The sequence below is a fragment of the Autumnicola musiva genome, from assembly GCF_031846585.1.
Taxonomy (GTDB): domain Bacteria; phylum Bacteroidota; class Bacteroidia; order Flavobacteriales; family Flavobacteriaceae; genus Autumnicola; species Autumnicola musiva.
In genome coordinates this window covers 44783-70283 of sequence record NZ_JAVRHK010000013.1, presented here as the reverse complement: position 1 = coordinate 70283, position 25501 = coordinate 44783, and the positions used below count along the sequence as shown (strand labels likewise).

The following is a 25501-nucleotide window of genomic DNA, read 5'->3' as shown; positions in this document are numbered from 1 at the left end:
CCGGATAATCCTTTCCTGTTCTAAACTTCTTCGCTGCTGTTCCTGCCGGAATCTGCCGTTTTGCCACTATTATCTAGGATAAGGTTTTTCAGTTATTAACAGCTTTAGGTTTTGGTTGCCATAAATTTATATGGCTTTGAACTCCTTTGAATACAAATAACATCAAAGGAATTGTTGTTCACAACTTTATGATTTTCAGCTATATATCTCCGCTGTTTTCTAATTTGAGATCAGATAATCAGCAGTTTAACTTAAATCTAAAGTGATGAAAAAAATTAACTATTTCAGTTTAGCAGGCGCCTTCCTTGTGACTGTCCCTGCTTTTGCGCAAATCGGTGGTATAGAAAATTCCGTACAGGAGATCTCCGATATCATTCGTGCAATCTTCCCAGTGCTTCTGGGGGTGATTTTCCTGGTGGGCTTCTTGTTTAATGCCGGGCATTTTTTCGGGGAAAACACCGATCTTAAAAAAGGGGTTAGCAGGGTACTGGTGTTTGTCCTGATTACCGGTGCTGTGGTTGGTATTTTCACCTACCTCGTAACAATGGCGGTCTGATGAAACGCTATATCGCTTACCGGGATATCCGTAAAGAAGCCCTGATCATGGGATTGCCCTTACTGCTTTTTGCCGTGCAGATCGCCGTCTTAGTGCTTTCCCTGTTGATTGCCATTTTTGCTTTTAATTTACTGATGATCCTTGTCCTTATTGTAATGAATATCGGGCTTTACTTTGGTTTTCTTCATTATACCCGTTTGACCCGCAGGGTCACCTTCATCTGTGTATTTCCTAAGCTGATCAGTAATAAACCTGTTAATCCTTATCCTGATGAAAGTAATGAACCTGTATAAGCAGCCCCCGCTGGCCGCTGTATCAGATAACCTGGTATTCGCCTCCAATGGTAATATAATCCTGGGCTACGCCGTGGAACTGCCGGAAGTGTATTCCCTCTCGGAAAAAGATTTTGAAACGCTACACGGCACCTGGTTTCAGGCGCTGAAAAGCCTTCCTTCCCGGTGTATAGTACATAAACAGGATGTTTACCAAAAGCAGGAGTATAAGACGGAGCAATTGCCGGGAACTTCTTTCCTGGAAAAAGCCACCCGGAAACATTTTGAAGGGCGGGAGTTCCTGGAGCACCGGTGTTATCTTTTCTTTTGCTGGCCAGGTAATAAAAGCTTTAATCATACAAAATATGTGAACCCGTTTAAAGCGGTCAGTAAGAAAGTAATCTCCGGCGAAAATGAACTGCTTGAACGGTTCCAGACGGCCGTACAGGATGTGGTGCATTTTCTAAATCAAAGTCAAAGACTCAGCCTAATTCCTTTAAAAGAGGAGGAGGTGATTTCCTTTGCTCATGATTATTTTAACGGGTTTAATGAAGGCGTGGATACCGATATCCTGCTGGGTGATCAGCATATCCAGGTAGGAGAACATTACATGGATGTAATGGCTGTACAACATGAGACCGCCTTCGGGGACCAGTTGCAGACCAGCCGCCCGGGTACACATTTTACTTCGGAGGAATTCAGCTTTCATCAGGGTTTTATTGATGGCTTCGGCCTGGAGCTTTATGAGAACCATATCGTCAACCAGTTACTCATCCTTGACGATACCATCCTCTGGCGCAAACAGCTGGAGAAAAGAATGGAGGCGCTGAAGAAAAGTGCCAATTTCGGGACGCAGAATTTAGTGGTACTGGAGAAGATCAGGTCGGTACTAAATGCTATCAACCATGATGAACAGACCAGGATCATCCGGGGACAACTCAGTATTCTTTACTGGCACCGGGACCCCAATAAGTTGAAGGACATTGCCGCGGGAATAAAGGCCATCTGCAAACAGCTTGACATAAGACCTTACGCGCCAATAGCGGGAGCAAGAAAGCAGTATTTTTTAAATAGCTTTTTTGCCTTTACCTCTAATTTTTCCAATGATGACCTGTATGTAACCGATTTAAAACATGCCCTTTGCCTATGGCTGCATAGCGGGAATTATAAATCTGACCCCCGGGGGGTGGTCTTTAATGACCGGCAATATAATATCCCGGTAGTAAAGGATGTGTGGGATGAGAAAAAAAGAAGGATCAGGGCCCGTAATTTTGCCATTTTTGCGCCTACCGGGGAAGGCAAATCCTTCCTGGCCAACAATATCCTCCGCCAGTATTTTGAACAGGGTCTGCGCCTGGTAATCATTGACCTGGGAGGATCTTATGCTAAATTTGCCAAACTCTATCCCGGGCAGTACATAGTGCTCCGGTACCAGCCAGGCAAATCTCTTGGGATCAATCCTTTTTATTTGCCCAATGCTACCCGCCCTGCCCCGGAACACCTGGAAGAGCTGGCGGTGTTTGTACTGGAGTTACTCTCCTCGGGAGTTTCCGGGGCCAAGGAAGAAACCGTGGCCTTAAAGAAATTGCTACAGGCGTATTACAATTCAGTGGCTTCCCCACACCACCTGGAGGGTTTTTACCGGTTTATAGAACGGGAACAGGAAGATATCCTGGAACGCCTGGGTATTCACCCCGGCTACTTTGAGCTTCAGCGTTTCCTCCATATCATGTCGGAGTACGTGGGCAGCGGCCTGTATAGTTATTTATTTCGTCAGCAGGAAGGCCAGTCCTACCGCCTGGAAGAGAAGCGTCTGATTATTTTTGAACTTGATGAAGTAAGAGATAATAAAGAAATCCTTTCTATTATGCTGAAACTAATCAAAACAGCAATTCAAAGGTCTATCTGGAGCAACCGCAGCGAAAAAGGCATCATCCTCTTTGATGAGTTTGCCAAGCAACTCAAATTCGCCAACGTGCTGGAGAGCGTGGAATTCTATTACCAGGCCATCCGCAAGCAAAACGGTGCCATCGGGATCATCCTGCAGTCTATTAACCAGTTGTCGGCCAATAGCACCGCCGCGAGTATTCTCGAAAATACCCAGGTGATCTACAGCCTGCGCAATGAAAAAGGCTACGAGGACCTGGTAGCCAGGTTAAAATTTTCCGCCCATGACCTGAACCAGTTAAAGTCGATTACCAATAACCTGAGTGGCCCCCGGAAGTATACGGAAGTCTTTATCAAGATAGGGAAGGAGAGCAATATTTTTCGTCTGGAAGTACCCCCGGAAGCCTACGCGGCATACCTGACAGATGGAGCTGAAAACGAAGCCATCATGGCTATTTATGAAAAGACAGGCGATATGGAACGCGCCATCACGGAATATATCAACACTAAAACTTAATAAGATGCAAACCAAAAACAAAATTTTTGGACTGGCCCTGTCAATGGCCCTGCTAGTACCCGCAGGCGCCGCCTGCCAGGGGATGCCGGTTTATGATAATACCAACTTTATCAGCCTGGCCAAATCCCTGATAGAATCCGCCAAACAGACTACACAGCTTTTAAAAACCGTGGAATTCCTAAAAAAGCAAAAAGAGAATATTGAAAAAGTCAATGCGGTGGTGCGTCAGCTGAAAGCGGTGAGGGAACTCACCCGAAATCATCAGCGCCTTTATGAAAGGCTGCGTACAGATGTCCGGGAGATACTGAATTCGCCATATATCCACCCGGAGGAATTCAGCCGGATCTCCAATTCCTTTGATGCCATTATAGAGCTCTCACTAAGAGATCTGGATTTTATTGACCAGGTGCTTTCAAGTGATTTCCTGAAAATGACCGATGCGGACCGGACACAAATACTTAATGAAAAAGAAGAAATGTCCCGGGAACTGCTGCTACAGGTAGACCGGCAGCTTAGGCGCTACCGTGATATTATTGCTTTTCGCCAGCTGCAGGAGCAGCTGAATTCCCGCCAGACAGGGAGGTAACCTTTAAAGATATAAAACAATGGAGCTGGGACTGGAATATGTAAATGCCGTATTTGAGACGGTAAAGACCAATGTCTTTATGGAATATACCATGCTGGGGATGAAAAGCCTTGCTGTGCTCCTATTCCTGGTCAACATCCTTAAAAAATACCAGGAAGGCATGGTGGATAAGGACGGGATTACCTGGGGACTGCGTCCGGTAGACCTGGTACGGAATTTAACTGTAGTGCTGCTCGTACTATGTGCATCCGAAATCCTGGGATTGCTGGATCAGTTACTGGTGAGTATTGAATCGCAGTTCATGGAGACGGCTCCCGCTCTGGTTCCCCTGCGTCTGCAGGAAATGGAAATTGAAGATGATCCCGGTGCCTTTGATGTGATGACCAAAGCGATGATGGCTCTTTATGAAGCACTGTTTACCCCGCTATATTCCGTGAAAGTGCTGTCGTTTATTGTCGGGGTATTCCTGTGGATCCTGGATTTGTTTATCTACCCTTTATTTCTGGCAGAGCGTTTTTTTATCCTGGGGATTATGCAGGTATTTTTTCCGCTGATCATCAGCCTTTCGGTATTTGAAAAATTCCGTTCCATGGCCTATTCCTTTTTTCGTTTATATGTCGCGGTATATATGTTGGTGCCGGCATTTTTCCTGGTGAATGTTTTTATCAACGAGCTTTACCGGGAAATCAATACCAGTTTTTGGGAGAACCTGCTGGGCAGCGCTTCAGAGAACCAGGTCGTTATCAACCTGGTGGAAGCTGGATCCATAGCTTTTATTGTGCTCCTGAAGTTTAAACTTTATAAACGGGCCACCTCCTTTACGCTTAGATTGTTTACTTCCTAACCTTTAATATATCATTTATGTCTAAGAAAATTTCTCCTTATCGTAATATCTTCCAGGTGCTGAAACTCAATCGCCTGGTGAGTATCAGCGTAAGTATCGGGGCGTTTTGCGCCTGTATGTTCTCAGGATTTCTGGTCTACAAAATGCATCGGGATGCTGTAGAGCATGCCTTTGCTATTAATACCAGGGGAGAAGTTATTCCCCTAAGCTGGCAGCTGCGCCGGGATAACCTTAAAGTGGAAGCCCTTGCGCACCTGGAATTGTTTCACCGTTACTTCTACGGGCTTTCCCCGGCTGGCTACCAAGAGCAGCTTGAAAAAGCCTTATGGCTGGGAAATAGCACTGTGGATAATGTGTATCGCCAGAAAAGGGCAGATGGGGTATATAACCGGATTTTGCAATATGCCCTTGTTCAGCAAATCGATACCGTGAAGTCGGAAGTAGAGCTGGACCAGGCACCTTATTCCTTTCGTACCCGTACGGTTTTCCGCATTAACCGGGGAATGATTGAGGATACCTATGAACTTATTACAACAGGGAAACTGCTGCCCGTGGAACGCCGGTTTCCGGAGAATACCCACGGGCTGCTTATTACGGACTTTTTTGAAGCGCGTTTGCACAAACTTCCTGTAGAATAGATGTTTTATTTGAAAATTTTGAATGATGAAAATTGATAAGAAAAAAGTAGTATTTGGCTCCATACTGATTTGTGTCCTGGTCTTTATTCTTTCCTATAGCCTGATGATTTTTCGAAGTGACAAAGAACAGGAACAGGAGGTGCTTTCCGATCCGGAAGTACCGCAGTTAAAAGAGGAATCTGAATTCTATAATTCCAGGTTGGAGGCCATTAATGATCTCCAGGAACAAAAGCCGTCCCTGGCCCCGAGCCTTTATGATGAAATCGAAGAGGAACAGCAGGAGTGGTCGGAGGCTCAAAACAGGATCCTGGCGGATTCTATACCTGAAAAGGAAACATGGACGATGGACTCCTGGAGTTTTAACCGTGAAGATGCTAAGGACAGTGTTTCAGGTGCTCTGCCGGAAAAGCAGCAGATTGTTCCTGCGGAATCAGCTGCTTCCAAAACAGAAGGAACTTCTGCCGTGGAACTGGCCCTGGCCCAGGAGCTGTTTTTTAGCAGTACAACTGTTCATCAGACTTTGATGAGCGGCAAAACGGATGCTGTTATTCATGTTTTTGTAGACGGGCAACAGTTGGTTCGGGCGAATTCGCGTCTGCGCATGCGGCTAAGCCAAGACACCTGGATAGGAGGGGAATACCTGCAGCGGCTCAAGCCGGTGTATGGCTTTGTCAGTTTTAGACCTAACCGTGTGATGCTTTCCATTACGCAGGTAATGCACCTGCCGGTTTCCCTAAAAGCTTATGATATTCAGGATGGCAGCGAAGGGATCTACGTGGAAAATAATTTCCGGGCAGAGGCTTCAAGGGAAACCCTGGATGATGTACTGGGGGAAATCAATATTCCCACGGTTCCCCAGGTAGGGGGACTTACCAGGCTGTTTCAAAAACATAACCGCAATATAAAGGTAAGTATTACCGATCGCTATCAATTACTGCTTAAACCGGAACTCTAAAATTTATTTTTATGAAAACTTCAATCAAACTTTTTGTGTTGACCAGCTTCTATGTCCTGCTTAATAGCAATTTTCTTTATGCACAGGCATATAAGGCTCCTGATACCATCTATGCCAATGACCACCAGCAGGTCGCCCTCTTCTTTCCGGCTCCGATCCGCCAGGCAGTCACCGGGGCTCCTTATATGGTATTTACTTATAATAAGGATCATCCGCAGTACTTCGGGCTCCTGCAGGCCAAAGAAGGAGCGATTAGCAACCTGTTTGTAATCGATCAGCAGGGAAAGGTGTTTTCCTTTGTTTTGAAGTACAGGGAAGACCTGCCGCATTTCTATTATTTCTTTACTGAAGAAGACGCGGTGGGAAGTGAAGCTCCTTTAAAAAAGAATTCTGTAGAAACTGCTAAAGCAAAATCTTCTCCCTACCTGGAGCGGCTCTCGGAGCACTTTCTACGCAGGGCAAAAGGAACACTCCGGCGCCGGGAAAATTCTGGCGTTGTACTGCAGGTAAAAGATATCGTGTTTCACAACGAGCGTTTTTTCGTAGTGATGGAAATAAACAATTCCTCCGGGATCAGCTATGAGCCTGATCAGTTCGGGTTTTATATCAGTACCAAAAAGCAGGGAAAAAGAAAGTCCATGCAAACGCTTCCTTTGGAAATACTATATGCACATAGTGTTCCGGAAAAAGTTTTAGCGGGAACAACCGATAGGTTTGTGGTGGTGCTTCCAAAAATCACTTTGCCGAATAACAAGGAAATAATGGCCAGGCTTTTTGAAAAGCAAGGGGCAAGGAATATCGAACTGAAACTTTTTAAAAGACATATCAATGGCAGTAATAAAGGGAAGTGATATTGATCCGGGTACTATGGATGCGGTAGAGGTGAGATTGGTCAAAAATCCGCTCAGCACATTCCCTCCACTTCGCAGAAAAAGCTTATTTCGGGGAAAGCGCTTCGGCTTAACAATATATAGGAACTTCCCGTTTTGTCTTTACGTTTCGTGCTTCCGGTTTGCTATCGATGGAGTCGGAGCACTTCACTTCAATACAAAACCGGAATGAGATTGAGCCTGCTTGGTATTCCATAGTTGCATTTGGCTGCGCTTCCTGTGTTTTTATACTTCACAGGGTTCTTTAGCCTTACTTCCGGCCCAGTCACTGTACTTCCCTTTTTTTGTTTGCAAAGATACCAGGATTTAGAAGTTAGCCGCACTGCATAAGCCAGTCGTACCTCCTTTTTATAAGTGCTCCCTAATTCTAAATCCTGTAAAATGTATCAGCAACAAAAAGGTAACAGCGACGGCACTACGGGAAGTAAATCTAAAATGAATCTTATGAAATCGTACAAAAACATCAAAAAGGAAGCGCAGCCAAAAAAACAAAAAAAGGAAAACGCTCAGGATACAAAAAGTAAATCAATGTTTAATTTAAATTTTTCAATTATGAGTAATCTACGTAACAAAGTACAGCTGATCGGGAATGTTGGAAACACTCCTGAAATCAAAAACCTTGGAAGCGGCAAAAAAGTAGCCGGATTTTCTATCGCCACTAATGACTTCTATCGCACTTCAGGTGGTGAAAAAGTACAGGATACCCAGTGGCATAATATTGTGGCCTGGGGGAAAACCGCTGAAATTGTGGAGAAATATGTGAGCAAAGGCAAAGAAATTGCCATTGAAGGAAAACTTACTTCCCGCTCTTATGAAGCCGGGGACGGCAGCAAAAAATATGTAACTGAAATTATTGCCGGTGAAATCCTCCTGCTTGGCGGAAATACTGCTAATGACGCCTAAAATTCAGCTTTAAATAAGAGGGCGGTTCGAACCCATTCTAATCCCGCCCTCTTTTCATTATTAACCCTTTAATAGAATAAAAATGAAATCTAAAGTTAATGAAATATCGATAAAATACAGGGATAGTTTTAAAGTAAAAGAAGCTCCTAAGATCAGCTCCTCCCTTTGCGCTAAAGAACTGCTTTTTAACCAGTGGAATAAAGACCATATCGCCCTGCATGAATGTTTTAAAGTCATGCTCTTAAATAATGCCAATAGGGTAAAAGGTATATTTGAAGTCTCCACAGGAGGGATTACGGGAACTTTAGTGGATGTGCGTATTGTATTTGCGGTGGCCTTAAAGTCATTAGCTACGGCGATAATCATTGCGCACAACCATCCCTCCGGAACTTTAAGACCTAGTGAAAATGATAAAAGCCTGACCCGTAAAATTAAAAGTGCGGGGGAGTTTTTGGATATCAAACTGCTGGACCATCTTATTATTACTCCCGATGGCCGTTACTATAGTTTTGCCGATGAAGGGATTTTATAACACCCAAACCGCTGCTTCTAAGTAGCGGTTTTTTCTATTTTATCTTTATGATGTATTAAAATTTAATAATATTGAACTGACTTTTTTTAACTCCGATCTTCACAAGAAGGCGCATTTTTTTATGACTTTCAAAAGGCGCCATTACATAGAAGTTTAACATAGGAACGGGAATATATTCCTAAAACAGTAGCGGTTTGCCGATAAGGGAAATCGTGGCATTTTTGATCCGGCCCGCCGGGAAAAAAGGACAAGCAAGAGGGTAACACGCTACGCGATGTTACAGGTCCTTTGTATTAAACTAATTAATTGGTTATCAATTAGTTGGTTTCTTACACAAATGCCTGGTTGAGAAGAGGGGAGCTGGTTTTTTACTAAAAAGTGCCGGCAGCCCGTATTTTCCGTTCGAATTTTTACTAAAAAATGGATACCTCACACCAAAAAGAGCCTTTTGAAACCTTTAAGCTTAAAGCTTCGGTAGGTCGGAAATTCAGGAAATATGCCAGGCATTTGGGGTGCTCCCAATCGATGACCCTGCTGCTGATGCTGGAATTTTTTGAGACCAATCAGCTTTCTCCTAAAGAGCATATGGGGCCGCATATGCAGACCCTGGAACGCTTGGTTAAAAAACGTATTGACGCCCTGATCGCCATCGTCCGAAGTATCGAAAAAAACCAGACTAAGCCCACCACCCTGATGTTGCAGTCTTTATTCGAAGAGGAGCATAGCCCATCCGAACCCAAATTCAAAGAAAAGAAGTTTCAGGAAAAAGAGGAACCGGTGCAGTTTCGTGAAAAGAAATCAAATAATTAAATACTTAGCTCATGTACATCACTATCTCTCCACAAAAAACAGGTGGCGCTTTTCCTAAAAGCAGTGCCGGTTTTGTCAGTTACCTGGAAAAGGAAAATGAAGGGAAATCCCTGGAAAATCAGGAGTTCTTTTTTAACCAGGAAGAAGACCGGGTGGATCCTGAAACGGTCATTCAGGAAATTGACGGCAATACCGCTAAACTTAAAAGTTCAGAACCGAAATTCTATTCTGTCACCTTAAATCCAAGTGCCTACGAACTGAAAAATGTGCAGTCCAATGAACAGCTGAAAGCATATACCCGGGAGGTCATGAAAGCTTACGCCCAGTCCTTTAACCGGGACATTGACGGAAGGCCGGTCAATGTAAATGACCTGAAATATTTTGCCAAGCTGGAAACGCAGCGCACTTACAAAGGAACGGATTGGAAGATCAAAGAAAACCAGCCTTATGCCACCCGTATCCTGAAACTTAAAAACGAAATGAGGCGTATCCGGCAGGGGGAGCAGTCGGGGAACCTCAAATCCCTGCAGCAGCAAATGGATAAGCTGGAAAGAGAAGCCCCGCACCAGCTAAACGGGCAGCGGATTACCCAGGGCATGCCCAAAGAAGGCAACCAGGCGCATATCCATATTATCATCAGCCGCAAAGATGCCTCCAACAGGTATAGCCTCTCCCCGGGTAGTAAATACAAAGCTTCGCAGGTAGTGATGAATGGAAAGATGGTTCAGAGAGGCTTTGACCGGGATCATTTCTTTAAACAGGCGGAAAAAGTTTTCGATCAGAAATTTGGTTACCGGAGAAATTTCGTGGAATCCTACCAGGCCCGGAAGATGTTTCTTCAGCAGCCAAAGAATTACCTGCAGCAGTTGGCCAAATTACCCACTCCTGAAAAGCGAATTGCTTTCCGGATGCTCAGGGCCGCAGGCCTGCCAAATTTACCTTCCATTCCCACCAATAAGGTACAACTGGCTTTAAAAACTTTTAAAAGCCTAAAACGGGGAGTGGAGATTGCTTTAAAATCAGGTTCAATCGGTATATAAAAAAGTTAAATCGTCATGTTAATAAATCTGTTTCATCCCTTGGTGGTCCTGTCCCTTTGGTGTTTTGCCGGGGGAGGTTTCCTGGCCCTGTTTAAATATTCAAAATATGGTTTCTGGCTCAACCTGGTGCTGCTGGGGTTGTTGTTAGGGCTGTTAAGCTTCCGGTACCCGGAAGGAGAGAGCTTGCGACTCATCCTTTGCTATGGCTGCCCGTTATTGCTGATCAACACCGCCCTTTACGTGTTTTTCGGTAAAGAGGCTTTGGATGAAAACGTGGAGGAAAAATACCGGGTAAACTTTAAGACTGCTAAAGGGAAATTTTCGATTGCAAATGTTCGTCGCGGTGTATCCATCATCGGGGCTGCCGGGAGCGGAAAAACGGAAAGCGTGGTTTATCCTTTTCTGCAACATTTCCGCAGGTATAACTTCTCCGGGGTCATCCATGATTATAAAGATTTTGAGCTTACCGAAATGGCTTATCCGCTATTTAAAGATAGTGAGGTTCCCTTCTATATTATTTCCTTCGATAAGATCGTGCACCGGGTCAATCCGATTGCCCCGCGTTACCTCCCCAACGAGGAAAGCGTCAATGAAGTTTCCCGGGTGCTGCTGGAAAACCTTTTGGAACAGAAAGAAAGCGGCAGCTTCGGTGCTTCCAAATTTTTTAATGATGCCGTGGAAGGCCTGATCGGGGGAATTATCTGGCGCCTGCGTACGGATTACCAGGAGTATTGTACGCTGCCGCACCTTATTGCTATCTACCAGCTGCTGGATACCGATAGCCTGATTGCCTTCCTCTCCGGGAACCAGACCTCCAAAGCAATGGCCAGTGCTTTTATCCAGGGTAAGGATTCTGAACGGCAAACCGCAGGGGTAAAAAGTACCCTGGCCAATGCCCTGAAGAAAATCACCACCGAAAAGATCTTTTATGTGCTCTCCGGGAATGAAGTGCCCCTGGATATTAATAACCCGGAAAATCCTGCCGTCATCTCCATGGTCAATAATCCTAAGTATGATTCCGCTTATTCGCCGATTATCGCCACCATCATGCATACCATTATTAAGCAAATGAGTACCCGAAACCGGGAATCTTCTTTTGTGCTGATGGAAGAGGCCCCGACCATTCGGCTGCTCAATATGCACCGGGTCCCGGCTACCCTTCGCAGTTACGATATTGCTACGCTTTACGTGATGCAGGATAAAATCCAGAACGACCTCATGTACGGGGAAAAGGCCAGTAAGGCTATTTTAAGCAATTTATCCTACCAGTTTTTCGGAAAGGCTAATGACCCGGATACGGCAAGATATTATGAACGATTTTTTGAACTGGTGAAGCAACCTACTACCAGTGTAAACAGAAGTCATAGCCTTGATTTTGATACCCGCGTGACCACAGGAGAGCGGGAGGTGGCAAAGATCAGGGCAAGCCGGTTTTTTACTCTAAAGCCGGGGGAGTTTGTGGTATATGCGGATGGGGAGGAAAAGGTTCTTGATTTTAAGCTTAGAGAGATAAAAAGAACCTTGTTTACACGGGAAGAGGTACTGCAAGATGATGTGAGGAAATGTTTTGATGAAATATTTTCAGAGATAAAAGATATGTTTGAAAGCTAATCTGGGTATTATTAGCACAAAATTTTCCTCCTGATTGTAGCGCCTTTAAATTAGTATTATATACATCATTATTTCTTGCAAACCCCAGGAAAGATGCGTTAAATGAAGTATCTTTAGTATAAGATCTTTAGCCATGGAAAGAAAGATTTTCACCCCTCTCGCCCTTATATGTTTTCTAATTATTTCAGCTCAAAATCCGGAAAATATGGTGGGTTCGTGGATGCTTATTTCTGGCCAGCACAAAATTTCTAAAAACTGGAGTATTCCTACTATCACTATTCTTCAACATTATCGTGTTTATGAAGATTTTCAATTTGTGCTGGCTCGAACAGGTTTAAGTTATAGGTTTAATCCATGGTACAAGCTACTTTAGGCTATGATTATTTTCATTCAGAATCCTTTGATGGCTCAGGAGCTTCTGGAAAAGATCAAAACAGGCTTTTTGAGGAGCTGGTGCTGAAGAATGCCTATGGGAAACTTGGTCTCTCTCACCGTTACCGCCTGGAAACCATCTGGACCAGTCAAAATTCTGAACATAGCTTTGGTCACCGCACAAGGTATAGGTTACATTTGCAATATCCTGTTTACAGAAAACTTTATGGGACAGCCTTTGATGAAGTTTTTATCATGCTGGAAAAGCCGTATTTCAACCAAAACCGTTTACACCTGGGAATTGGATATGGGTTTAGCCCTGCTACAATCTCTTGAGTAGCTTTAGCTGCGAATTTTTCAAAATTAAGATGGAAGAAATGAGCCAGTTGAATGGCCTTTTGAATATATGCTTCTTTCTGAAGCCATGTGTTGATCGGGTTTAACATTTCAGAAGGTACCCCATGACAATATTTAGGCACTTTTAAACCGAATATTGGATGTGTTTCATAATCGACTTCCTGTAAACTACCTCTCAGTATTTCTGAAATCATGCTGCGGGTATATCTCAGCTTAATTCTCGAGCCTACATCATAAGGGCCGCCGCTCCAGCCTGTTTCAGTAATTCCCGCTTCAGTTCGGACTACTTTGGCGGTGTAGCCTGAAATAAAATGATAAGCGACCTGGCCTGGAGTGAGTTTTGAGACTGGCGGGAGTACTCCAAAAGCATCGCAGGTAAGAAAGAAAATATTTTTCGGATTTTCAGCATAAGAATTTTCCTGGATATTTTTAATATGATCTATTGGATAACTTACTATCGTGTGTTGGGTAATACTGCTGTCAAAATAGTCAACTTCTCCGGTTCCTTCATTAAAAATTATATTTTCAAGAAGTGCTCCCGGTTTAATGGCGCGGTAAATGTCCGGTTCGTTTTCTTCAGTCATACCAATGACCTTGGCATAACAACCACCTTCAAAATTAAATATCACATCATTCGGGGTCCAGCCATGTTCATCATCCCCTATCAGCTTTCTTTCGCGATCTGCGGAAAGTGTGGTTTTCCCGTACCGGAAAGCCCAAAGAAAATAGCCGTGTCACCGTCTTTTCCAACATTGGCAGAGCAGTGCATAGGAAGTACATCTTTTTCGAGAGGAAGAATAAGGTTCAATGCTGAAAAAATATCCTTTTTCATTTCTCCCGTATATGCAGAGCCTGCCACAAGGACAATTTTGTGGTGAAGTTAAGAATGCTGAAGTTGCCCTGGCGAAAACCGTATTTTTCAGGATTTTCTTCAAAGTATTTAAGAGCACATAAAACCAGCCAGTCTTCTTCAAAATTTTCCAGTTGTTCTTTATTCAACCTCAAAAACATGTTCTTTACAAAGAAGTTGGACTAGGGATATTCGGTAGTGGTTCTTACGTCCAGCCGGTATTCGGGATACGCACAAACATATCCGTCATGCACGTAAATTTCATTGCCTGAAAGATAAGCGGCCACTCTGTCATACAACAAATCAAAATTTTCGGGGGAAATGGGTTTGTTTATTTTCCCCACCAGACTTTGCTTGTGTAATCGTCCTGAACGAGAAACCTGATGAGATCTTCCGGTAAACCTCCCTGTATTTACAGCAAGAGGCCATTCTCTGTTTCTCTGCCCATTTCTTTTTTGATAGTGATTTTCTGAAGTTCTTCTCCGCTGAGATTCCACTGTATCACGTTATCCTTAAACCATACTTTTTAAGATTTCTGGCTTTTGGTTGGTTGAGAACATTTTCCATAATAGTTTATTTTAATATGGCCAGATTACCGGAACCAGTAGAATGGTGGTGGCAAACATTATTAAAAGCAGGGGAACTCCTACTTTAAAGTAATCCACAAATTTATAGTTGCCTGCAGACATTATCATGGCATTGGTAGGTGTGGCCACAGGGGTAAGACAGATAGTAGAAGCGCTGATGGCAACAGTTATTAAAAATAGTGCCGGTGAAACATCTAAAGTGGTAGAGGCAATAAGTGCAATTGGTGCCATCAAAATGGCAGTGGCAGAATTGCTGATCGTCTGGCTAAATAAAGAAGTCACTAAAAAGAACCCGGCCAGCAGAGCTGTTGGATGTATTTGCCCCCAGACTCTCTACAAGTGCCCCCGCGGTAATTTGTGCCAGGCCGATTTTTTCCAGTGCAGCACCCATTGGAATCATAGCGGCAATCATTACCACACTTGTCCAGCTAATATTGCTATAGCTTTTGGTAATGGGAACACAACCGGTCAACATCACCACTCCCGCACAAACTAATAATGGATTTACCAGGTGTAGTTCGGAAATGGCTAAGAAATAGCGGAATGGTTGGAAAAGAAGAAATAAAAACTGTTTATCTGGAACAAGACGCACAAATGTTGATGAAACCCCAACAGAAAGAGTGGAGTCAGGCAATTGCCAAACAATATTTCACTACTGACCCACCTGCTTTTAACTGGTCTGTTAAATTAAAAATGAATCCATTAATTAATGTGACCGGGAGAGATAAATTTTGAAACGGAAAGGGGGAAATGACAATCAAAATGTTTTCTTTTATTCCCGTTGTAAACGCAGGAAATAATGAAAAAGTAAATCAGGCAACATTACAGCCATAATTGGCTGAAATTGTTTGGTTTCCATTTGCCGCTTTGAGTCCTTATATAAGTTGGAATCCAATAAATAATAATTCTGCCCAGGCAACAATGGTTTATAATGGAACAACTGGTTCAGGTGTTTTCTATTCTGATCTAAGCGGTAATTTTCAAAAGTTCGTAGCCATGCGTTATAAAGATGCTAAACACACTATGCCTAAAGAATATACTGTTTCTATGATCAAAAGTGAAATGCAAAATGGAATGAAAATATCCGTGGATTGTAAGGTGAGTTGGTTATTAGAAATTAAAGATTGGACGTAGTTACAACTAAGGATAAAAAATATAAAGTATAACATAAAGTAAAAGCCGGTGGCTAATAGCAAAGATAATACTGGTTTTTTTGTAGTTTCGGGAAACCGATTATATCATGTAACTTCAAATTTTAAAGCAAATTATGTCACAAGAATTGAAAGAGGCTTATGGTTTTATTTTTGAAGAAGAACTAATAGCCGAAATTGAAAAGATCGGTATTCTAAAATCGGTAAAGGAAGGTGACATTATTATAGATATTAATGATTATATCAAGGCCATGCCTTTGTTATTGCAAGGAGCTATTAAAATTCTACGTGAAGATAAAGAAGGCAATGAATTGCTTTTGTATTTCCTGGAACGAGGCGATACTTGTGCGCTCACCTTATCTTGTTGTCTTGGAGAGACTAAAAGTGAAGTGAGGGCGGTAGTTGAAAGAGATACATCTTTTATTATGGTCCCTATTGCCAAAATTGAAGATTGGACAGTTAAATACAAAAGCTGGAGGAATTTTGTTTTTGAAAGTTACCACTCAAGACTTACTGAAATGCTTGAGACGATAGATACACTGGCTTTCATGAATATGGATGAACGTTTGTTGCGTTATCTTCAGGATAAAGCGAAGATTAATCAAGCTGAAAAACTTCAGGTTACTCATCAGCAGGTGGCCTATGATTTAAATACATCACGCGTGGTCATTTCAAGGCTTCTGAAGAAGCTGGAATTGGAGGGCAAAATTCTCCTCCAACGAAATCACATTTTGGTTTATGATCTTTAATCAGTAGTTCTGTAACTTTTGTTACTGTCGGGGAAGAGGTGCCAGATTACTTTTGCTTCAGAAATAAGAGACACTTTGGAAGTATTAGATTTTCTGGGCCTGATTGGAGGTGGTTCCATTCTTACCATGCCAGCACTCGTCTATCTATTATCAATAAATCCAGTCACAGCAACCGCTTATTCCTTATTTGTAGTGGGGGCCTCTTCTCTGGTAGGAGCGGTTAATAGCATGAAAAAAATTGGTGGATTTTCGAACTGCCACAGTATTTGCCATTCCTGCTTTTATGGCTGTTTATACCCACGAGAAAGTTTTTAATTCCTGCAATTCCGGAGCGCATATTCACTCTCGGGGGCTTTGAGTTAACAAAAGCTATTGGGATTATGTTATTTTTTGCTGTCATTATGATTTTTGCTTCTATCTCCATGGTAAAAAGCAATAAAAAGAAAGAACTACAGGAGACAAGGGTACAGTATAACTTTTTCTTTATTGTTCTTGAAGGTTTTGGTAGGAGTATTGACAGGAATTGTTGGAGCTGGTGGCGGATTTTTAATTATTCCTGCCCTTGTTTTGTTGACCAAATTACCTATGAAAAAGGCAGTGGCGACTTCTTTGCTTATCATAGCAGTGAAATCCCTTTTAGGATTTATAGGAGATATTCAAAACCTCAAGATGGGGCTTTCTTATAGTTTTTACTGGTCTGTCAAAACTGGGAATATTTGTTGGAGGATACCTTAACAGATTTATTGATAGCGAAAAACTTAAAAAAGGTTTTGGCTGGTTTGTCCTGGTAATGGGAATTTATATTTTCTGAAAAGAGATGCTGTGATTTTGTTTCAGAAAAGGTAGGAAGTACTATATGAATAATATAAATATTATTCCTGATTGTGAATTTGAATAGTGACAGCATGGATAGATTTTAACTGCCACAATAGTATGAGATTGGCTGAAATCCATACATATTCTAAGATTATTTAACCTATGCCTGATCTGCGATGTGAACATAGGAATGATAGGAGTGAACTCGTGCAATTAAATTTGCAGAAGATATCAATATGTAACAAATGTTACTGTATAATGCACTCTATGCAAGTATTTTTGCATTAAGAATCTTGAGGAGGGATTGGAAAATTAATCCTCATTTTGAAAATCAATATAAATCGGTGAAAACATGGAAATAGAACAATTTAAAGATGAATCATTAGCACACTACTCCTATGCCATAGTAAGTGAAGGAGAGATGGCTTTAATTGATCCTAGTCGAAACCCCAGGCAATATTATAAATTTGCAGAAGAAAATAAAGTAAAGATTGTAGCGGTTTTCGAGACTCATCCCCACGCCGATTTTGTGAGCGGTCATTTACAAATTCATCAGGAAACAGGAGCTATTATATACGTAAGTGAAAAAGTGGGAGTAAACTATCCTCATGAACCTTTTGACGAAGGAAATACTGTTACAATAGGAAAAGCAATCATTAGCCCCTTGCATACTCCCGGGCACTCTCCTGATAGTCTAACTTTTGTGGTTGAAGAAGGAAACAAGACCGTCTTGTTTACAGGAGATACGCTTTTCATTGGAAATGTAGGCCGTCCTGATCTTCGTGAAAAAGCAGGTAATATGAAAGCTAAAAGGGTAGAACTGGCAAAGGCTATGTACGAAACTATACAAACAAAATTTAATAGTTTTGCTGATGAAGTTTTAATATATCCCGCCCATGGTGCGGGATCCTTATGTGGTAAAAATATAGGTACCTCATCTTCAACTACGCTTGGAAATGAAAGAATGGCAAACTGGGCATTTAAAAAACAAACTGAAGAACAATTTGTGGAAGAGATCCTTAAAGATCAGTCTTTTATACCATCTTATTTTGGTTTTAATGTAGACCTTAACCGAAATGGTGCAGGTAATGTGCAGCAGGAAAAGTATCGCGTGCCCGTGAGCATAGCAGAAGATAAAGTGGAAGATGGAATTACAGTGGTAGATGTAAGACCTGCAGAATCTTATAAGATAGGACACCTGTCAAACAGTATAAATATTATGGCCCGTAGGGGAGAGGATAAGTATGAAACCTGGCTGGGCACTATTATTAGACCAAACGAACCTTTCTATCTTGTGGTGAATTCTGTAGAAGATATTGATGAGCTACTGGAAAGGACGGCGAAAATTGGTTATGAAAATCAAATGAAAGGAATATTAACCTTAAATAGTAAAGCTTTCATAACACCATATAACTTTAATTTGGAGTATTTTAAAAATAATCTTGGCGCATATACAATTGTAGACGTAAGGAATGAAAGTGAATGGACAGAAGATAAAATCTTTGATAATTCCGTAGAGATTCCGCTGAACGAATTGAGGGAGCGAATAAATGAAGTGCCTGGTAATAAACCTATTGTAGTACATTGTGCAGGCGGTTATCGTTCTGCAGCAGGAAGTAGTATCCTCGAGAACAAGTTCAAAGATCAAAAAGTGTTTGACCTTAGCGAAGCCATAAAGGACTTTAAATAACAGGAGTTCAGTTAAATACCAAAAAGTTCAATGCATTGGATGGGGGAGCATGAAAAACCACTACAGTAGAATACATTTTAGCTAAGGGAAATCCTGGTTTTTAGGAATGTCTTTAATATATTTTTCACTGTTTTTTGAACCTTCTAATCCATTCCCTTTAGTGGCTTCACATACTCTTCCAGAAGTTTAGGAGCGTCATATTTAATATCTTCTTCTAATACACGGGTTTCGTAACTATCGTAAGCTCCGTGAGAGATATCCTTTCCAACTATTTGAATTAGACCTTGATGTCTCGGGTCCTTTTCGATTTTTGAATATAATTGAAGTAAAAAAGATTTTTCTCCCTCCAGAACCTGGAAAAAGTTACCATCAGAGAAAAGTAATATTCCCTTGATATTATTTTTAAGATTTTGTTGGAGTGTTTGGTCCATTAAATTTTTCAATATGGTTTCATTTAAATCCATAGAGGCGGTACTAACATAACAAAAAGCATATTTCATAATATAGATGTCTTTTTTAATAATGGGCTTAGGGAGTATTCCTAATTTAAATAAAGAGGTATAAAACTAAGAGATAGAAATAATTATTTTTAATTACAGTTTCTAATTAACCTGTAATGATGATGAAAAGTATTTATTTTCATCAATTGAAATAAACCTCCTTTGCATATCTTTTCTTTAGTTTTTCTCTACAGTGCCTTCAGGTTCTCACCATCTTACCCCATAATCGGGTTCATTAAATTTCTAAACATGTTTCATTGATAACTATAAAGGGTACTTATATAATCAGAGCATATTAATGGTTTGCGTTTTTCATCAAATTGCAGGGGAACTATATTTAATATTAGAGAAATTTATTCCCGCCCATCTGACCATGATATTGCTTTTTTCAGCGAGTTTAATAAAATAAATACGGGCCATTTGTGAATATCTGCTCCCCAACAAATATCTTCAACACTTTTATAAAAGGTTTGTTCTAAGTTAAAACAAAATGCTCTGGTACCATTTCAAATGGTATCATTAACGATATTTAACCGCAGAGGTAATCCACCTTTGTTCTGTTATAATTATCGATCATAAATCTTACGGAGCCTACAAACTTGTTTAGCGAAATCTAAATTTTCTTTGCTAAAAGCTATAATGATAAAATAAAGATAGCACAGCAATCTTGAACTCTATTAATTATAAGATATACGGTACATTACACCATTGGTATCATCTGTGAGCAGCAATGAACCGTCCACATGAATTGCCAGGCCAACCAAACGACCAAAATGAGCGTTATTGTTATTTACAAGAAATCCGGTGAGGAAATCTTCAAAACCTACAGGCTGTCCATTTTCGAATATGAGTCGGGCAACTTTATACCCTACTGGATGGCTCCGGTTCCACGAACCTCTGAACACTACAAATGCATCATTTTGATATTCTGTCGGGAATTGATTGCCGGTATAGAATTCCATTTCCATAGGAGCAGCATGTGCTGTATAATGCACTTCAGGAAAGACCGACATTTCGGCAAATTCCACATAGGTCATATCCTCAGGTCTAGGGTTAGGATTGTACTGTCCATCATCAAATATATGCGGCCATCCATAATGTTCACCTTCCATGATCTCGTTCAGTTCTTCATTCTGTTCAGTATCTCCCAACATATCAATTCCATGATCCATTCCCCAAAGCACACCTGTATCCGGATGCCAGCCAAACCCGATAGTATTCCTAAGTCCTTCAGCATAAATACGCATATCACCAGCATTAGCATTGGCCTGTACCATGGTGGCATGAAGTTCATTTGGTTCAATACAGGCATTGCAGGTACTTCCAATGGTTACATACATCATTCCATCGGGTCCAAATTTTATTGTTCGGTTTGGATGTTGGCCACCATCAGGTAATGAGGAATTTAAAAGTTCCGGTTCTCCCAACGTACCATCCTCATTTATATCTGCGGCGTAAATTTCTTTAATGGTCACGATGTACAACCTGTTGTTATGGATGGCTAAACCATGAGCATTTTCCAGTGTGGCCACTGTCTCCCTGCGATCTGCCATTCCATCATTATTGGTATCTTCAAGTAAAAGTACTTCTCCCTCTGAACGAAGGGATACATACACATGCCCTGCCTCACTGGTTACAATGATCCTTGCTTCTCCGAGATTTTCAGCAAATTTTAGAATGCTAAATCCCTGAGGGAGCTTTAACTGATTTACGCGTTGGTCTGTAGCTTCCACCACTGCCGGTCTAAAAACGTAAGTGCTGTTTTGATCCCGGGTAGGGTCTTCTTCTGTTTCAGGGATAAAAGTGTCCCAAAAATCATCATCACTGGTGCAGGCGAAGAACAGTCCCATAAAACAAAATACCAATACCGAAGGAAATATGAATTTTTTCATAGCTAAAAGATTTAATGGTTTGCTTTTTATTTTTCTGTAAACCAGTAAATTAAATTACATGAAACTCTCTTGAAGAGGAAATGAATTATAATAACTTTAAGCAATTGGTTAAGAAACTCTTTTATTTGATTTCTAATGAAATCACTAGAAATTTTCTGATCTACGAAGTTAAAAAGACAAAATTTTTTCCATTTCTCATATCCGTAGAAGACAGAAGTTGGGACATAAAAAAATTACTACTGAACAATGAATAAAATCCAAACCGTCATACGCATGCCAGAAGTACCATTAATCGTACCTTTGTCTTGCTAGGTCCCAGCAGAAAGGTATACCATATAATTATGTCTAATTTCAATTTTTTGGCTACTTTATCATTACTTGTAGATTAGGAATTAAAAGAGGGTAAAGGATAGCTATAATATGTTACCCGCCTAAGGGATTACCTTCAAAATACATACGTGATCATCAGGTGATAAGTCCTTCTAAGGCAAATAATTTGCCCCTACGGAAGGGAAAATAAATGTATATCAGCGGGCAGGGAGGAGGTGGTTTTGTCAGGAAAGAGGTAGGAGCCCATACTTTTGGAGGAGCAGCTGCATTCCTTTTCACTGGATAGGAAAACAGTGATGTAGAAAATGACAAAATCAGAGAAAATGCTCCGCCGGCACGACTTATGGTTTAGAGAAAGATCCTTACGGATCTGTAAATGTTTATAGAAAATATCCCAGGATCGTGGAACAAATGGATGCACTCCTTACGGAGACACTAAAATCTCAGGCCTATAATATCAATACTCTTTGTAGCTATAATTGAGTTACTCATTCAAATTGATTTTTCGGAGCTTGTTAACCAGATAGCACTGGTAGAAACCTAATTGTTTCTGCTAATAGCAAATCCGAAACTCGCATTCCCAAGCTGGAGGGCCGTACGTTCTATTTTGATTACCTGATGTAACCATGAAATAAATAAATCGCACCATATGACCACTGGGGGCCCTGAATAGATGGATAATTGAACCTGTCCATCATTAAAGAAATATAGCGAAAAGGGTAATCCGCTGGAAGTTCAATGATATTAGGCCATATCCTGCTGCCTGAATTACTATTCCATGGGGGTAAATCTATGTTCAATATTCCTTTTTCGATTAGGTCAGGATAACTATAAATATAAATTTTTCGTTCGCTGCTACCGGAAAAACAATAACGCTTATTTCCGATTTTTTGTATGGATACACCGGTGGAATTATGTATGACAGGTCCGGATATTTTATGATACCCCCTGTTCCAATTTTCAGATTCCATCAGGACTGCTTTGTATCCATTAATATTTTCACAAGCAAGTATTCTCCACTTTTTAATCTGATGGTCATAGATTATGTGAGGGTCTTCAATATCTCCCTCTATACCCAGCGGGTTAGCTTTCATTACCGAAAAACCAAATCGGGGATCTTTTTTGCTATATACACTCAATAATTGTTTTTTTTCTCCAGGTTTAGCGAAAGCACTGAAACCTGTAGTTATGCCACGCCATATGGAATCTTTTCTATCATAAAATATATGTGATGCCACATCATTACGAAGCAGTCCATCTGCCCTGTCAAACACTATAACTCCTTCAAATTGGAGGTCAAAAACAGTTGGATCTAAGCTGAATACTCCCTGCAGTGGGTGAGGTAGTGCTCTCCCTCTCATAGTCATAGTGTACCAAACTCGATTTTGATCTATAAAAGGAGTTCCATCCTCGTATGTTATTGCTCGGATATCCGCCAAACCAACACCAGTGCTTAGTGTTGACTGTATTTTGTCAATTAAGATTTCGCCTTGCATATTGATATATAGATTGGACTGTAACGAGTGGAGATATTGTTTTTCTCGTAAATCAATATATTCGGCAAAATCAATTTGACCTATCGCAACGGGAAGATCCTTATTTTTGATGTATACAGTCAACCCACTTCCCAGTAGTTGTAAAATTATTTTCTTTGAATCAGATGATATAACTTGATCCAAATTGATAGCAATTGATTCATCAATGACTGTTTTGCCCTGACGATAAATCTTCTGTGTGACATCCGTAATGCTATCGTTTGCAAAAGAAATAGTTAATAAAAATCTTTCTGTATTTTCTGCGTCTGAAAAGTCAAAACCTATTTCTCCCAAACCTTTAAAAGAAGCCAAGTCGATGGTATAAGTGGCAAAGGGATTAAAGCCTCCAAACCAGAGAGCTGAAGGGGACTTTTTATCCGATGTTACCAAGAATCTGCCGTTTTTAATTCTTGTATTGATTGTTGAATCGGCATAATAAGTTACCGGATGCATGACGGGTAAACCTATTAGTTCAGATGGCTCTAAAAGTGAGAGTGGAATTTGTTGATTTTCATTAAAGATATATCGGCGTACACCTTGTCTTACGAAAGTTATTTCATCCGGATGAACCTCATTTTGAGCCATTAGTATACCACAATCAATCAAGAAGATCATTATAGTAATAAACTTAATGTAACTAATCATAGTCTATTTAATATCATCATAAAATAGCATTTTAATTATATTTCTAATTTTTTCTTTTATGGCTTTTGTTGTATTGATGATCTTAATATGAATCACCATCAATAGATTCCATTGTCTTCATCGAATTTTCCTACCAGTAAGTTCAGGAAGTAAAAAAGTATTAGGAACGTGACTATTGAAGGTGAATATGGTGAGGCTACACCTTTCTACCAACTACCATGATCACCATCATGGGATTTCTTCATTCTCCTTGTTGTAACATGTGGCGCGTTTGGAACAGTAAACTACTATAGGCATAAAGCACGAGCACCTGTTGCAAACGATCGAATTTGTAGTTAATTAGTTAGCAGAATGGTTTTTAATATCCTTTATCATCTGCTCATATTTTTTAACCATCTCAGGATTTTCATGTGCCAGGTTGTGTTGTTCAGCTTTGTCCCTAGAGAGGTCATACAATTGAGGTGCGGATTTCAGGCCCGCTTCAATATCCTTATTGGCCATCCAATCCGGGATAGATCCATCTGTAAAAGGTTGAATATATTTCCAATCTCCGTCTCTCAAAGCCAGTGTAAAGGCTTCTTCAAGCATAACCTCCCTACCTTTCTCAGTTCTCCCTAAAAGTGCATCAAGATGATTCTCACTATCTATAATCTGGCCTCCCATGTCCTGACCTACAAGTTCAGCTAAGGAAGCATAAAAATCCAATTGATTCATCATTGCAGCTGATTTTCGTGGTTCAACCGTTCCAGGCCAGTAGACAATCATGGGAACTCTTGTTCCTCCTTCGTATATACTGTATTTGCCACCTCTGAAAGGTCCGGCAGGGTCATGCTCCCCAACGAGTTCTACTGCTTTGTCATCATATCCATCATCTAATACAGGCCCATTGTCACTGGTGAAAATAATCATGGTATTTTCAGCCAGACCTTCCTTTTCTAGAATCTTTTTTATTTCTCCAACCACGTAATCCATCTGGACAATGGCATCTCCTCTGCGTCCCATATCACTTTTGCCCTGAAATCTTTCATTGGGTGCCCTTGGTACATGAATATCATGAAAACTAAAATATAAAAAGAATGGATTTGCTTTGTTCCTAGTAATAAAATTAGAAGCCTTTTCAGTAAATATAAAAGGGAATTCCTCATCTATCCATTCAGCACTTTCGCCTCCGCTCATGTAGCCTATGCGGCTTATGCCATTTACTATTGTCTGACTATGTTGCAAATCGGCTTTCATTTTGAGTAACTCCGGTTTTTCGGTTCCAAGGGGGCGATCACCCACTTTCTCTTCGTAACTAACCTTTATAGGATCGTCTTTAGAAAGATTTAGAACCTTGTCATCTTCAAGAAATACAGTAGGTACTCTGTCTCCAGTAGCAGGAAGTAAGAAACTATAGTCGAAGCCAACCTCTGCAGGGCCGGGAGTTACTGGTTCATTCCAGTTAACTTTTCCATACCCAAGACCGAGGTGCCATTTCCCAACTACGCCTGTAGTATAACCTGCATTTTGCAGCATTTTGGGAAGGGTGACCATACTCGTATCAATGAGTAAAGGCGCATCCCCCGGAAGGATTGCAGCATTATTCCTAAAAGCATAATTTCCCGTGAGTAATGAATAGCGTGAAGGAGTACAGGTGGCGGCAGAACTATGAGCATCTGTAAACATGACTCCATTTCTAGCAAGAGAATCCGTATGAGGGGTTTCCACACCTTTTGCTCCGTAAGAGCTTAAATCTGCATATCCCAAATCGTCAACGTATAATAAAACAATATTTGGTTTATTTGGTTTTTGAAGACTATCTTGTTTATCGGAGTTTTCGGGTTTCGTGGAAGAATCGTTTCTACATGAAATAGCTATCATAGCTATAAATATCCAAAGAAGATGTGAATTTTTCATAGCCCAAAAATATCTATGCTTCTCTCCGTTTCAAAGTAAATTTGTCCAAATGAAGTGTACAAATGTGCATTATTCATCAAAACTGCATGA

Annotated in this window: 23 protein-coding genes and 3 pseudogenes; 19 read left to right on the top strand and 7 right to left on the bottom strand. The window is 41.0% G+C overall.

Annotated elements, in window-relative coordinates:
* The first annotated feature begins 265 nt into the window (after positions 1-265).
* From RM539_RS15170 to RM539_RS15100, 15 genes are all read left to right on the top strand, one after another.
* Complete coding sequence (locus tag RM539_RS15170; protein ID WP_311504263.1) at positions 266-556, top strand: hypothetical protein; 291 nt, start codon at positions 266-268, stop codon at positions 554-556.
* Positions 556-849, top strand: a complete 294-nt coding sequence (locus tag RM539_RS15165) for a hypothetical protein (protein ID WP_311504262.1) — start codon at positions 556-558, stop codon at positions 847-849. Before RM539_RS15170 ends, RM539_RS15165 begins: the two co-directional genes overlap by 1 nt.
* Positions 827-3232: a TraG family conjugative transposon ATPase gene (locus RM539_RS15160; protein WP_311504261.1), complete on the top strand. Its 2406-nt coding sequence runs from the start codon at positions 827-829 to the stop codon at positions 3230-3232. Before RM539_RS15165 ends, RM539_RS15160 begins: the two co-directional genes overlap by 23 nt.
* A 4-nt stretch (positions 3233-3236) precedes the next feature.
* Positions 3237-3818 (top strand): conjugal transfer protein, encoded by a 582-nt coding sequence (locus RM539_RS15155; protein WP_311504260.1) that lies wholly within the window; start codon positions 3237-3239, stop codon positions 3816-3818.
* Positions 3819-3837: 19 nt separating this feature from the next.
* A complete protein-coding gene (locus tag RM539_RS15150; protein ID WP_311504259.1) occupies positions 3838-4662 on the top strand; it encodes a hypothetical protein in 825 nt (274 codons plus the stop codon).
* Positions 4663-4679: 17 nt separating this feature from the next.
* Positions 4680-5300, top strand: a complete 621-nt coding sequence (locus RM539_RS15145; protein ID WP_311504258.1) for a conjugal transfer protein TraK — start codon at positions 4680-4682, stop codon at positions 5298-5300.
* Between the two features lie 22 nt (positions 5301-5322).
* The gene (gene traM, locus RM539_RS15140; protein ID WP_311504257.1) at positions 5323-6255 is read left to right on the top strand and encodes a conjugative transposon protein TraM; all 933 of its coding nucleotides are present in this window, start codon (positions 5323-5325) and stop codon (positions 6253-6255) included.
* Positions 6256-6266: 11 nt separating this feature from the next.
* On the top strand, positions 6267-7106 hold the full coding sequence (locus tag RM539_RS15135) for a DUF4138 domain-containing protein (protein WP_311504256.1): 840 nt from the start codon (positions 6267-6269) through the stop codon (positions 7104-7106).
* Between the two features lie 591 nt (positions 7107-7697).
* Positions 7698-8048 (top strand): single-stranded DNA-binding protein, encoded by a 351-nt coding sequence (locus RM539_RS15130; RefSeq protein WP_311504302.1) that lies wholly within the window; start codon positions 7698-7700, stop codon positions 8046-8048.
* Between the two features lie 82 nt (positions 8049-8130).
* Positions 8131-8580, top strand: a complete 450-nt coding sequence (locus RM539_RS15125; protein ID WP_311504255.1) for a JAB domain-containing protein — start codon at positions 8131-8133, stop codon at positions 8578-8580.
* A 420-nt stretch (positions 8581-9000) separates the two neighbouring features.
* Positions 9001-9390 carry a BfmA/BtgA family mobilization protein gene (locus RM539_RS15120; protein ID WP_311504254.1) on the top strand — a complete coding sequence of 130 codons (390 nt, stop codon included), beginning with the start codon at positions 9001-9003 and terminating at the stop codon, positions 9388-9390.
* A gap of 11 nt (positions 9391-9401) precedes the next feature.
* On the top strand, positions 9402-10430 hold the full coding sequence (gene mobB / locus RM539_RS15115; protein ID WP_311504253.1) for a MobB family relaxase: 1029 nt from the start codon (positions 9402-9404) through the stop codon (positions 10428-10430).
* 15 nt (positions 10431-10445) lie between these two features.
* Complete coding sequence (locus tag RM539_RS15110; RefSeq protein ID WP_311504252.1) at positions 10446-12041, top strand: type IV secretory system conjugative DNA transfer family protein; 1596 nt, start codon at positions 10446-10448, stop codon at positions 12039-12041.
* A gap of 133 nt (positions 12042-12174) precedes the next feature.
* The gene (locus RM539_RS15105) at positions 12175-12414 is read left to right on the top strand and encodes a porin family protein (protein ID WP_311504251.1); all 240 of its coding nucleotides are present in this window, start codon (positions 12175-12177) and stop codon (positions 12412-12414) included.
* A complete protein-coding gene (locus RM539_RS15100) occupies positions 12396-12749 on the top strand; it encodes a DUF2490 domain-containing protein (protein ID WP_311504250.1) in 354 nt (117 codons plus the stop codon). Before RM539_RS15105 ends, RM539_RS15100 begins: the two co-directional genes overlap by 19 nt.
* Here the strand turns inward: RM539_RS15100 and RM539_RS15095 are convergent.
* The 3 genes and pseudogenes from RM539_RS15095 to RM539_RS15085 form a co-directional block, all read right to left on the bottom strand.
* Positions 12638-14117 (bottom strand): annotated as a pseudogene (locus RM539_RS15095) (phosphoenolpyruvate carboxykinase (ATP)). The gene RM539_RS15100 and the pseudogene RM539_RS15095 overlap by 112 nt on opposite strands.
* A gap of 81 nt (positions 14118-14198) precedes the next feature.
* Positions 14199-14489, bottom strand: coding sequence for an SLC13 family permease (locus RM539_RS15090; protein ID WP_311504249.1), 291 nt, complete (start codon positions 14487-14489; stop codon positions 14199-14201).
* Positions 14473-14841, bottom strand: a complete 369-nt coding sequence (locus RM539_RS15085; protein ID WP_311504304.1) for an SLC13 family permease — start codon at positions 14839-14841, stop codon at positions 14473-14475. The genes RM539_RS15090 and RM539_RS15085 overlap by 17 nt, the downstream gene beginning before the upstream one ends.
* Here RM539_RS15085 and RM539_RS15080 point away from each other — a divergent pair.
* The 4 genes and pseudogenes from RM539_RS15080 to RM539_RS15065 all read left to right on the top strand — a co-directional run bounded on the left by RM539_RS15080 (position 14751) and on the right by RM539_RS15065 (position 18613).
* Positions 14751-15341 (top strand): annotated as a pseudogene (locus RM539_RS15080) (DUF6920 family protein). The gene RM539_RS15085 and the pseudogene RM539_RS15080 sit on opposite strands and share 91 nt — an antisense overlap.
* A 133-nt stretch (positions 15342-15474) precedes the next feature.
* On the top strand, positions 15475-16107 hold the full coding sequence (locus RM539_RS15075) for a Crp/Fnr family transcriptional regulator (protein ID WP_311504248.1): 633 nt from the start codon (positions 15475-15477) through the stop codon (positions 16105-16107).
* A gap of 126 nt (positions 16108-16233) precedes the next feature.
* Positions 16234-16918 (top strand): annotated as a pseudogene (locus RM539_RS15070) (sulfite exporter TauE/SafE family protein).
* A 357-nt stretch (positions 16919-17275) separates the two neighbouring features.
* Positions 17276-18613 (top strand): MBL fold metallo-hydrolase, encoded by a 1338-nt coding sequence (locus RM539_RS15065; RefSeq protein WP_311504247.1) that lies wholly within the window; start codon positions 17276-17278, stop codon positions 18611-18613.
* 143 nt (positions 18614-18756) lie between these two features.
* On the opposite strand, the gene RM539_RS15060 is transcribed toward RM539_RS15065, so the two are convergent.
* The 4 genes from RM539_RS15060 to RM539_RS15045 all read right to left on the bottom strand — a co-directional run bounded on the left by RM539_RS15060 (position 18757) and on the right by RM539_RS15045 (position 25411).
* Positions 18757-19113: a BLUF domain-containing protein gene (locus RM539_RS15060; RefSeq protein WP_311504246.1), complete on the bottom strand. Its 357-nt coding sequence runs from the start codon at positions 19111-19113 to the stop codon at positions 18757-18759.
* A gap of 677 nt (positions 19114-19790) precedes the next feature.
* Positions 19791-21005: a PQQ-dependent sugar dehydrogenase gene (locus RM539_RS15055; protein WP_311504245.1), complete on the bottom strand. Its 1215-nt coding sequence runs from the start codon at positions 21003-21005 to the stop codon at positions 19791-19793.
* Positions 21006-21946: 941 nt separating this feature from the next.
* Positions 21947-23515 carry a hypothetical protein gene (locus tag RM539_RS15050; RefSeq protein WP_311504244.1) on the bottom strand — a complete coding sequence of 523 codons (1569 nt, stop codon included), beginning with the start codon at positions 23513-23515 and terminating at the stop codon, positions 21947-21949.
* A gap of 339 nt (positions 23516-23854) precedes the next feature.
* Positions 23855-25411, bottom strand: a complete 1557-nt coding sequence (locus tag RM539_RS15045; RefSeq protein ID WP_311504243.1) for a sulfatase family protein — start codon at positions 25409-25411, stop codon at positions 23855-23857.
* Positions 25412-25501: the final 90 nt, after the last annotated feature.

Excerpts from the sequence above, each read along its gene's own strand:
- RM539_RS15170 (WP_311504263.1), top strand. The coding sequence starts at position 266 with ATGAAAAAAATTAACTATTTCAGTTTAGCAGGCGCCTTCCTTGTGACT.
- RM539_RS15165 (WP_311504262.1), top strand. The coding sequence starts at position 556 with ATGAAACGCTATATCGCTTACCGGGATATCCGTAAAGAAGCCCTGATC.
- RM539_RS15160 (WP_311504261.1), top strand. The coding sequence starts at position 827 with ATGAAAGTAATGAACCTGTATAAGCAGCCCCCGCTGGCCGCTGTATCA.
- RM539_RS15155 (WP_311504260.1), top strand. The coding sequence starts at position 3,237 with ATGCAAACCAAAAACAAAATTTTTGGACTGGCCCTGTCAATGGCCCTG.
- RM539_RS15150 (WP_311504259.1), top strand. The coding sequence starts at position 3,838 with ATGGAGCTGGGACTGGAATATGTAAATGCCGTATTTGAGACGGTAAAG.
- RM539_RS15145 (WP_311504258.1), top strand. The coding sequence starts at position 4,680 with ATGTCTAAGAAAATTTCTCCTTATCGTAATATCTTCCAGGTGCTGAAA.
- traM (WP_311504257.1), top strand. The coding sequence starts at position 5,323 with ATGATGAAAATTGATAAGAAAAAAGTAGTATTTGGCTCCATACTGATT.
- RM539_RS15135 (WP_311504256.1), top strand. The coding sequence starts at position 6,267 with ATGAAAACTTCAATCAAACTTTTTGTGTTGACCAGCTTCTATGTCCTG.
- RM539_RS15130 (WP_311504302.1), top strand. The coding sequence starts at position 7,698 with ATGAGTAATCTACGTAACAAAGTACAGCTGATCGGGAATGTTGGAAAC.
- RM539_RS15125 (WP_311504255.1), top strand. The coding sequence starts at position 8,131 with ATGAAATCTAAAGTTAATGAAATATCGATAAAATACAGGGATAGTTTT.
- RM539_RS15120 (WP_311504254.1), top strand. The coding sequence starts at position 9,001 with ATGGATACCTCACACCAAAAAGAGCCTTTTGAAACCTTTAAGCTTAAA.
- mobB (WP_311504253.1), top strand. The coding sequence starts at position 9,402 with ATGTACATCACTATCTCTCCACAAAAAACAGGTGGCGCTTTTCCTAAA.
- RM539_RS15110 (WP_311504252.1), top strand. The coding sequence starts at position 10,446 with ATGTTAATAAATCTGTTTCATCCCTTGGTGGTCCTGTCCCTTTGGTGT.
- RM539_RS15105 (WP_311504251.1), top strand. The coding sequence starts at position 12,175 with ATGGAAAGAAAGATTTTCACCCCTCTCGCCCTTATATGTTTTCTAATT.
- RM539_RS15100 (WP_311504250.1), top strand. The coding sequence starts at position 12,396 with ATGGTACAAGCTACTTTAGGCTATGATTATTTTCATTCAGAATCCTTT.
- RM539_RS15075 (WP_311504248.1), top strand. The coding sequence starts at position 15,475 with ATGTCACAAGAATTGAAAGAGGCTTATGGTTTTATTTTTGAAGAAGAA.
- RM539_RS15065 (WP_311504247.1), top strand. The coding sequence starts at position 17,276 with ATGGAAATAGAACAATTTAAAGATGAATCATTAGCACACTACTCCTAT.
- RM539_RS15060 (WP_311504246.1), bottom strand. The coding sequence starts at position 19,113 with ATGAAATATGCTTTTTGTTATGTTAGTACCGCCTCTATGGATTTAAAT.
- RM539_RS15055 (WP_311504245.1), bottom strand. The coding sequence starts at position 21,005 with ATGAAAAAATTCATATTTCCTTCGGTATTGGTATTTTGTTTTATGGGA.
- RM539_RS15050 (WP_311504244.1), bottom strand. The coding sequence starts at position 23,515 with ATGATTAGTTACATTAAGTTTATTACTATAATGATCTTCTTGATTGAT.
- RM539_RS15045 (WP_311504243.1), bottom strand. The coding sequence starts at position 25,411 with ATGAAAAATTCACATCTTCTTTGGATATTTATAGCTATGATAGCTATT.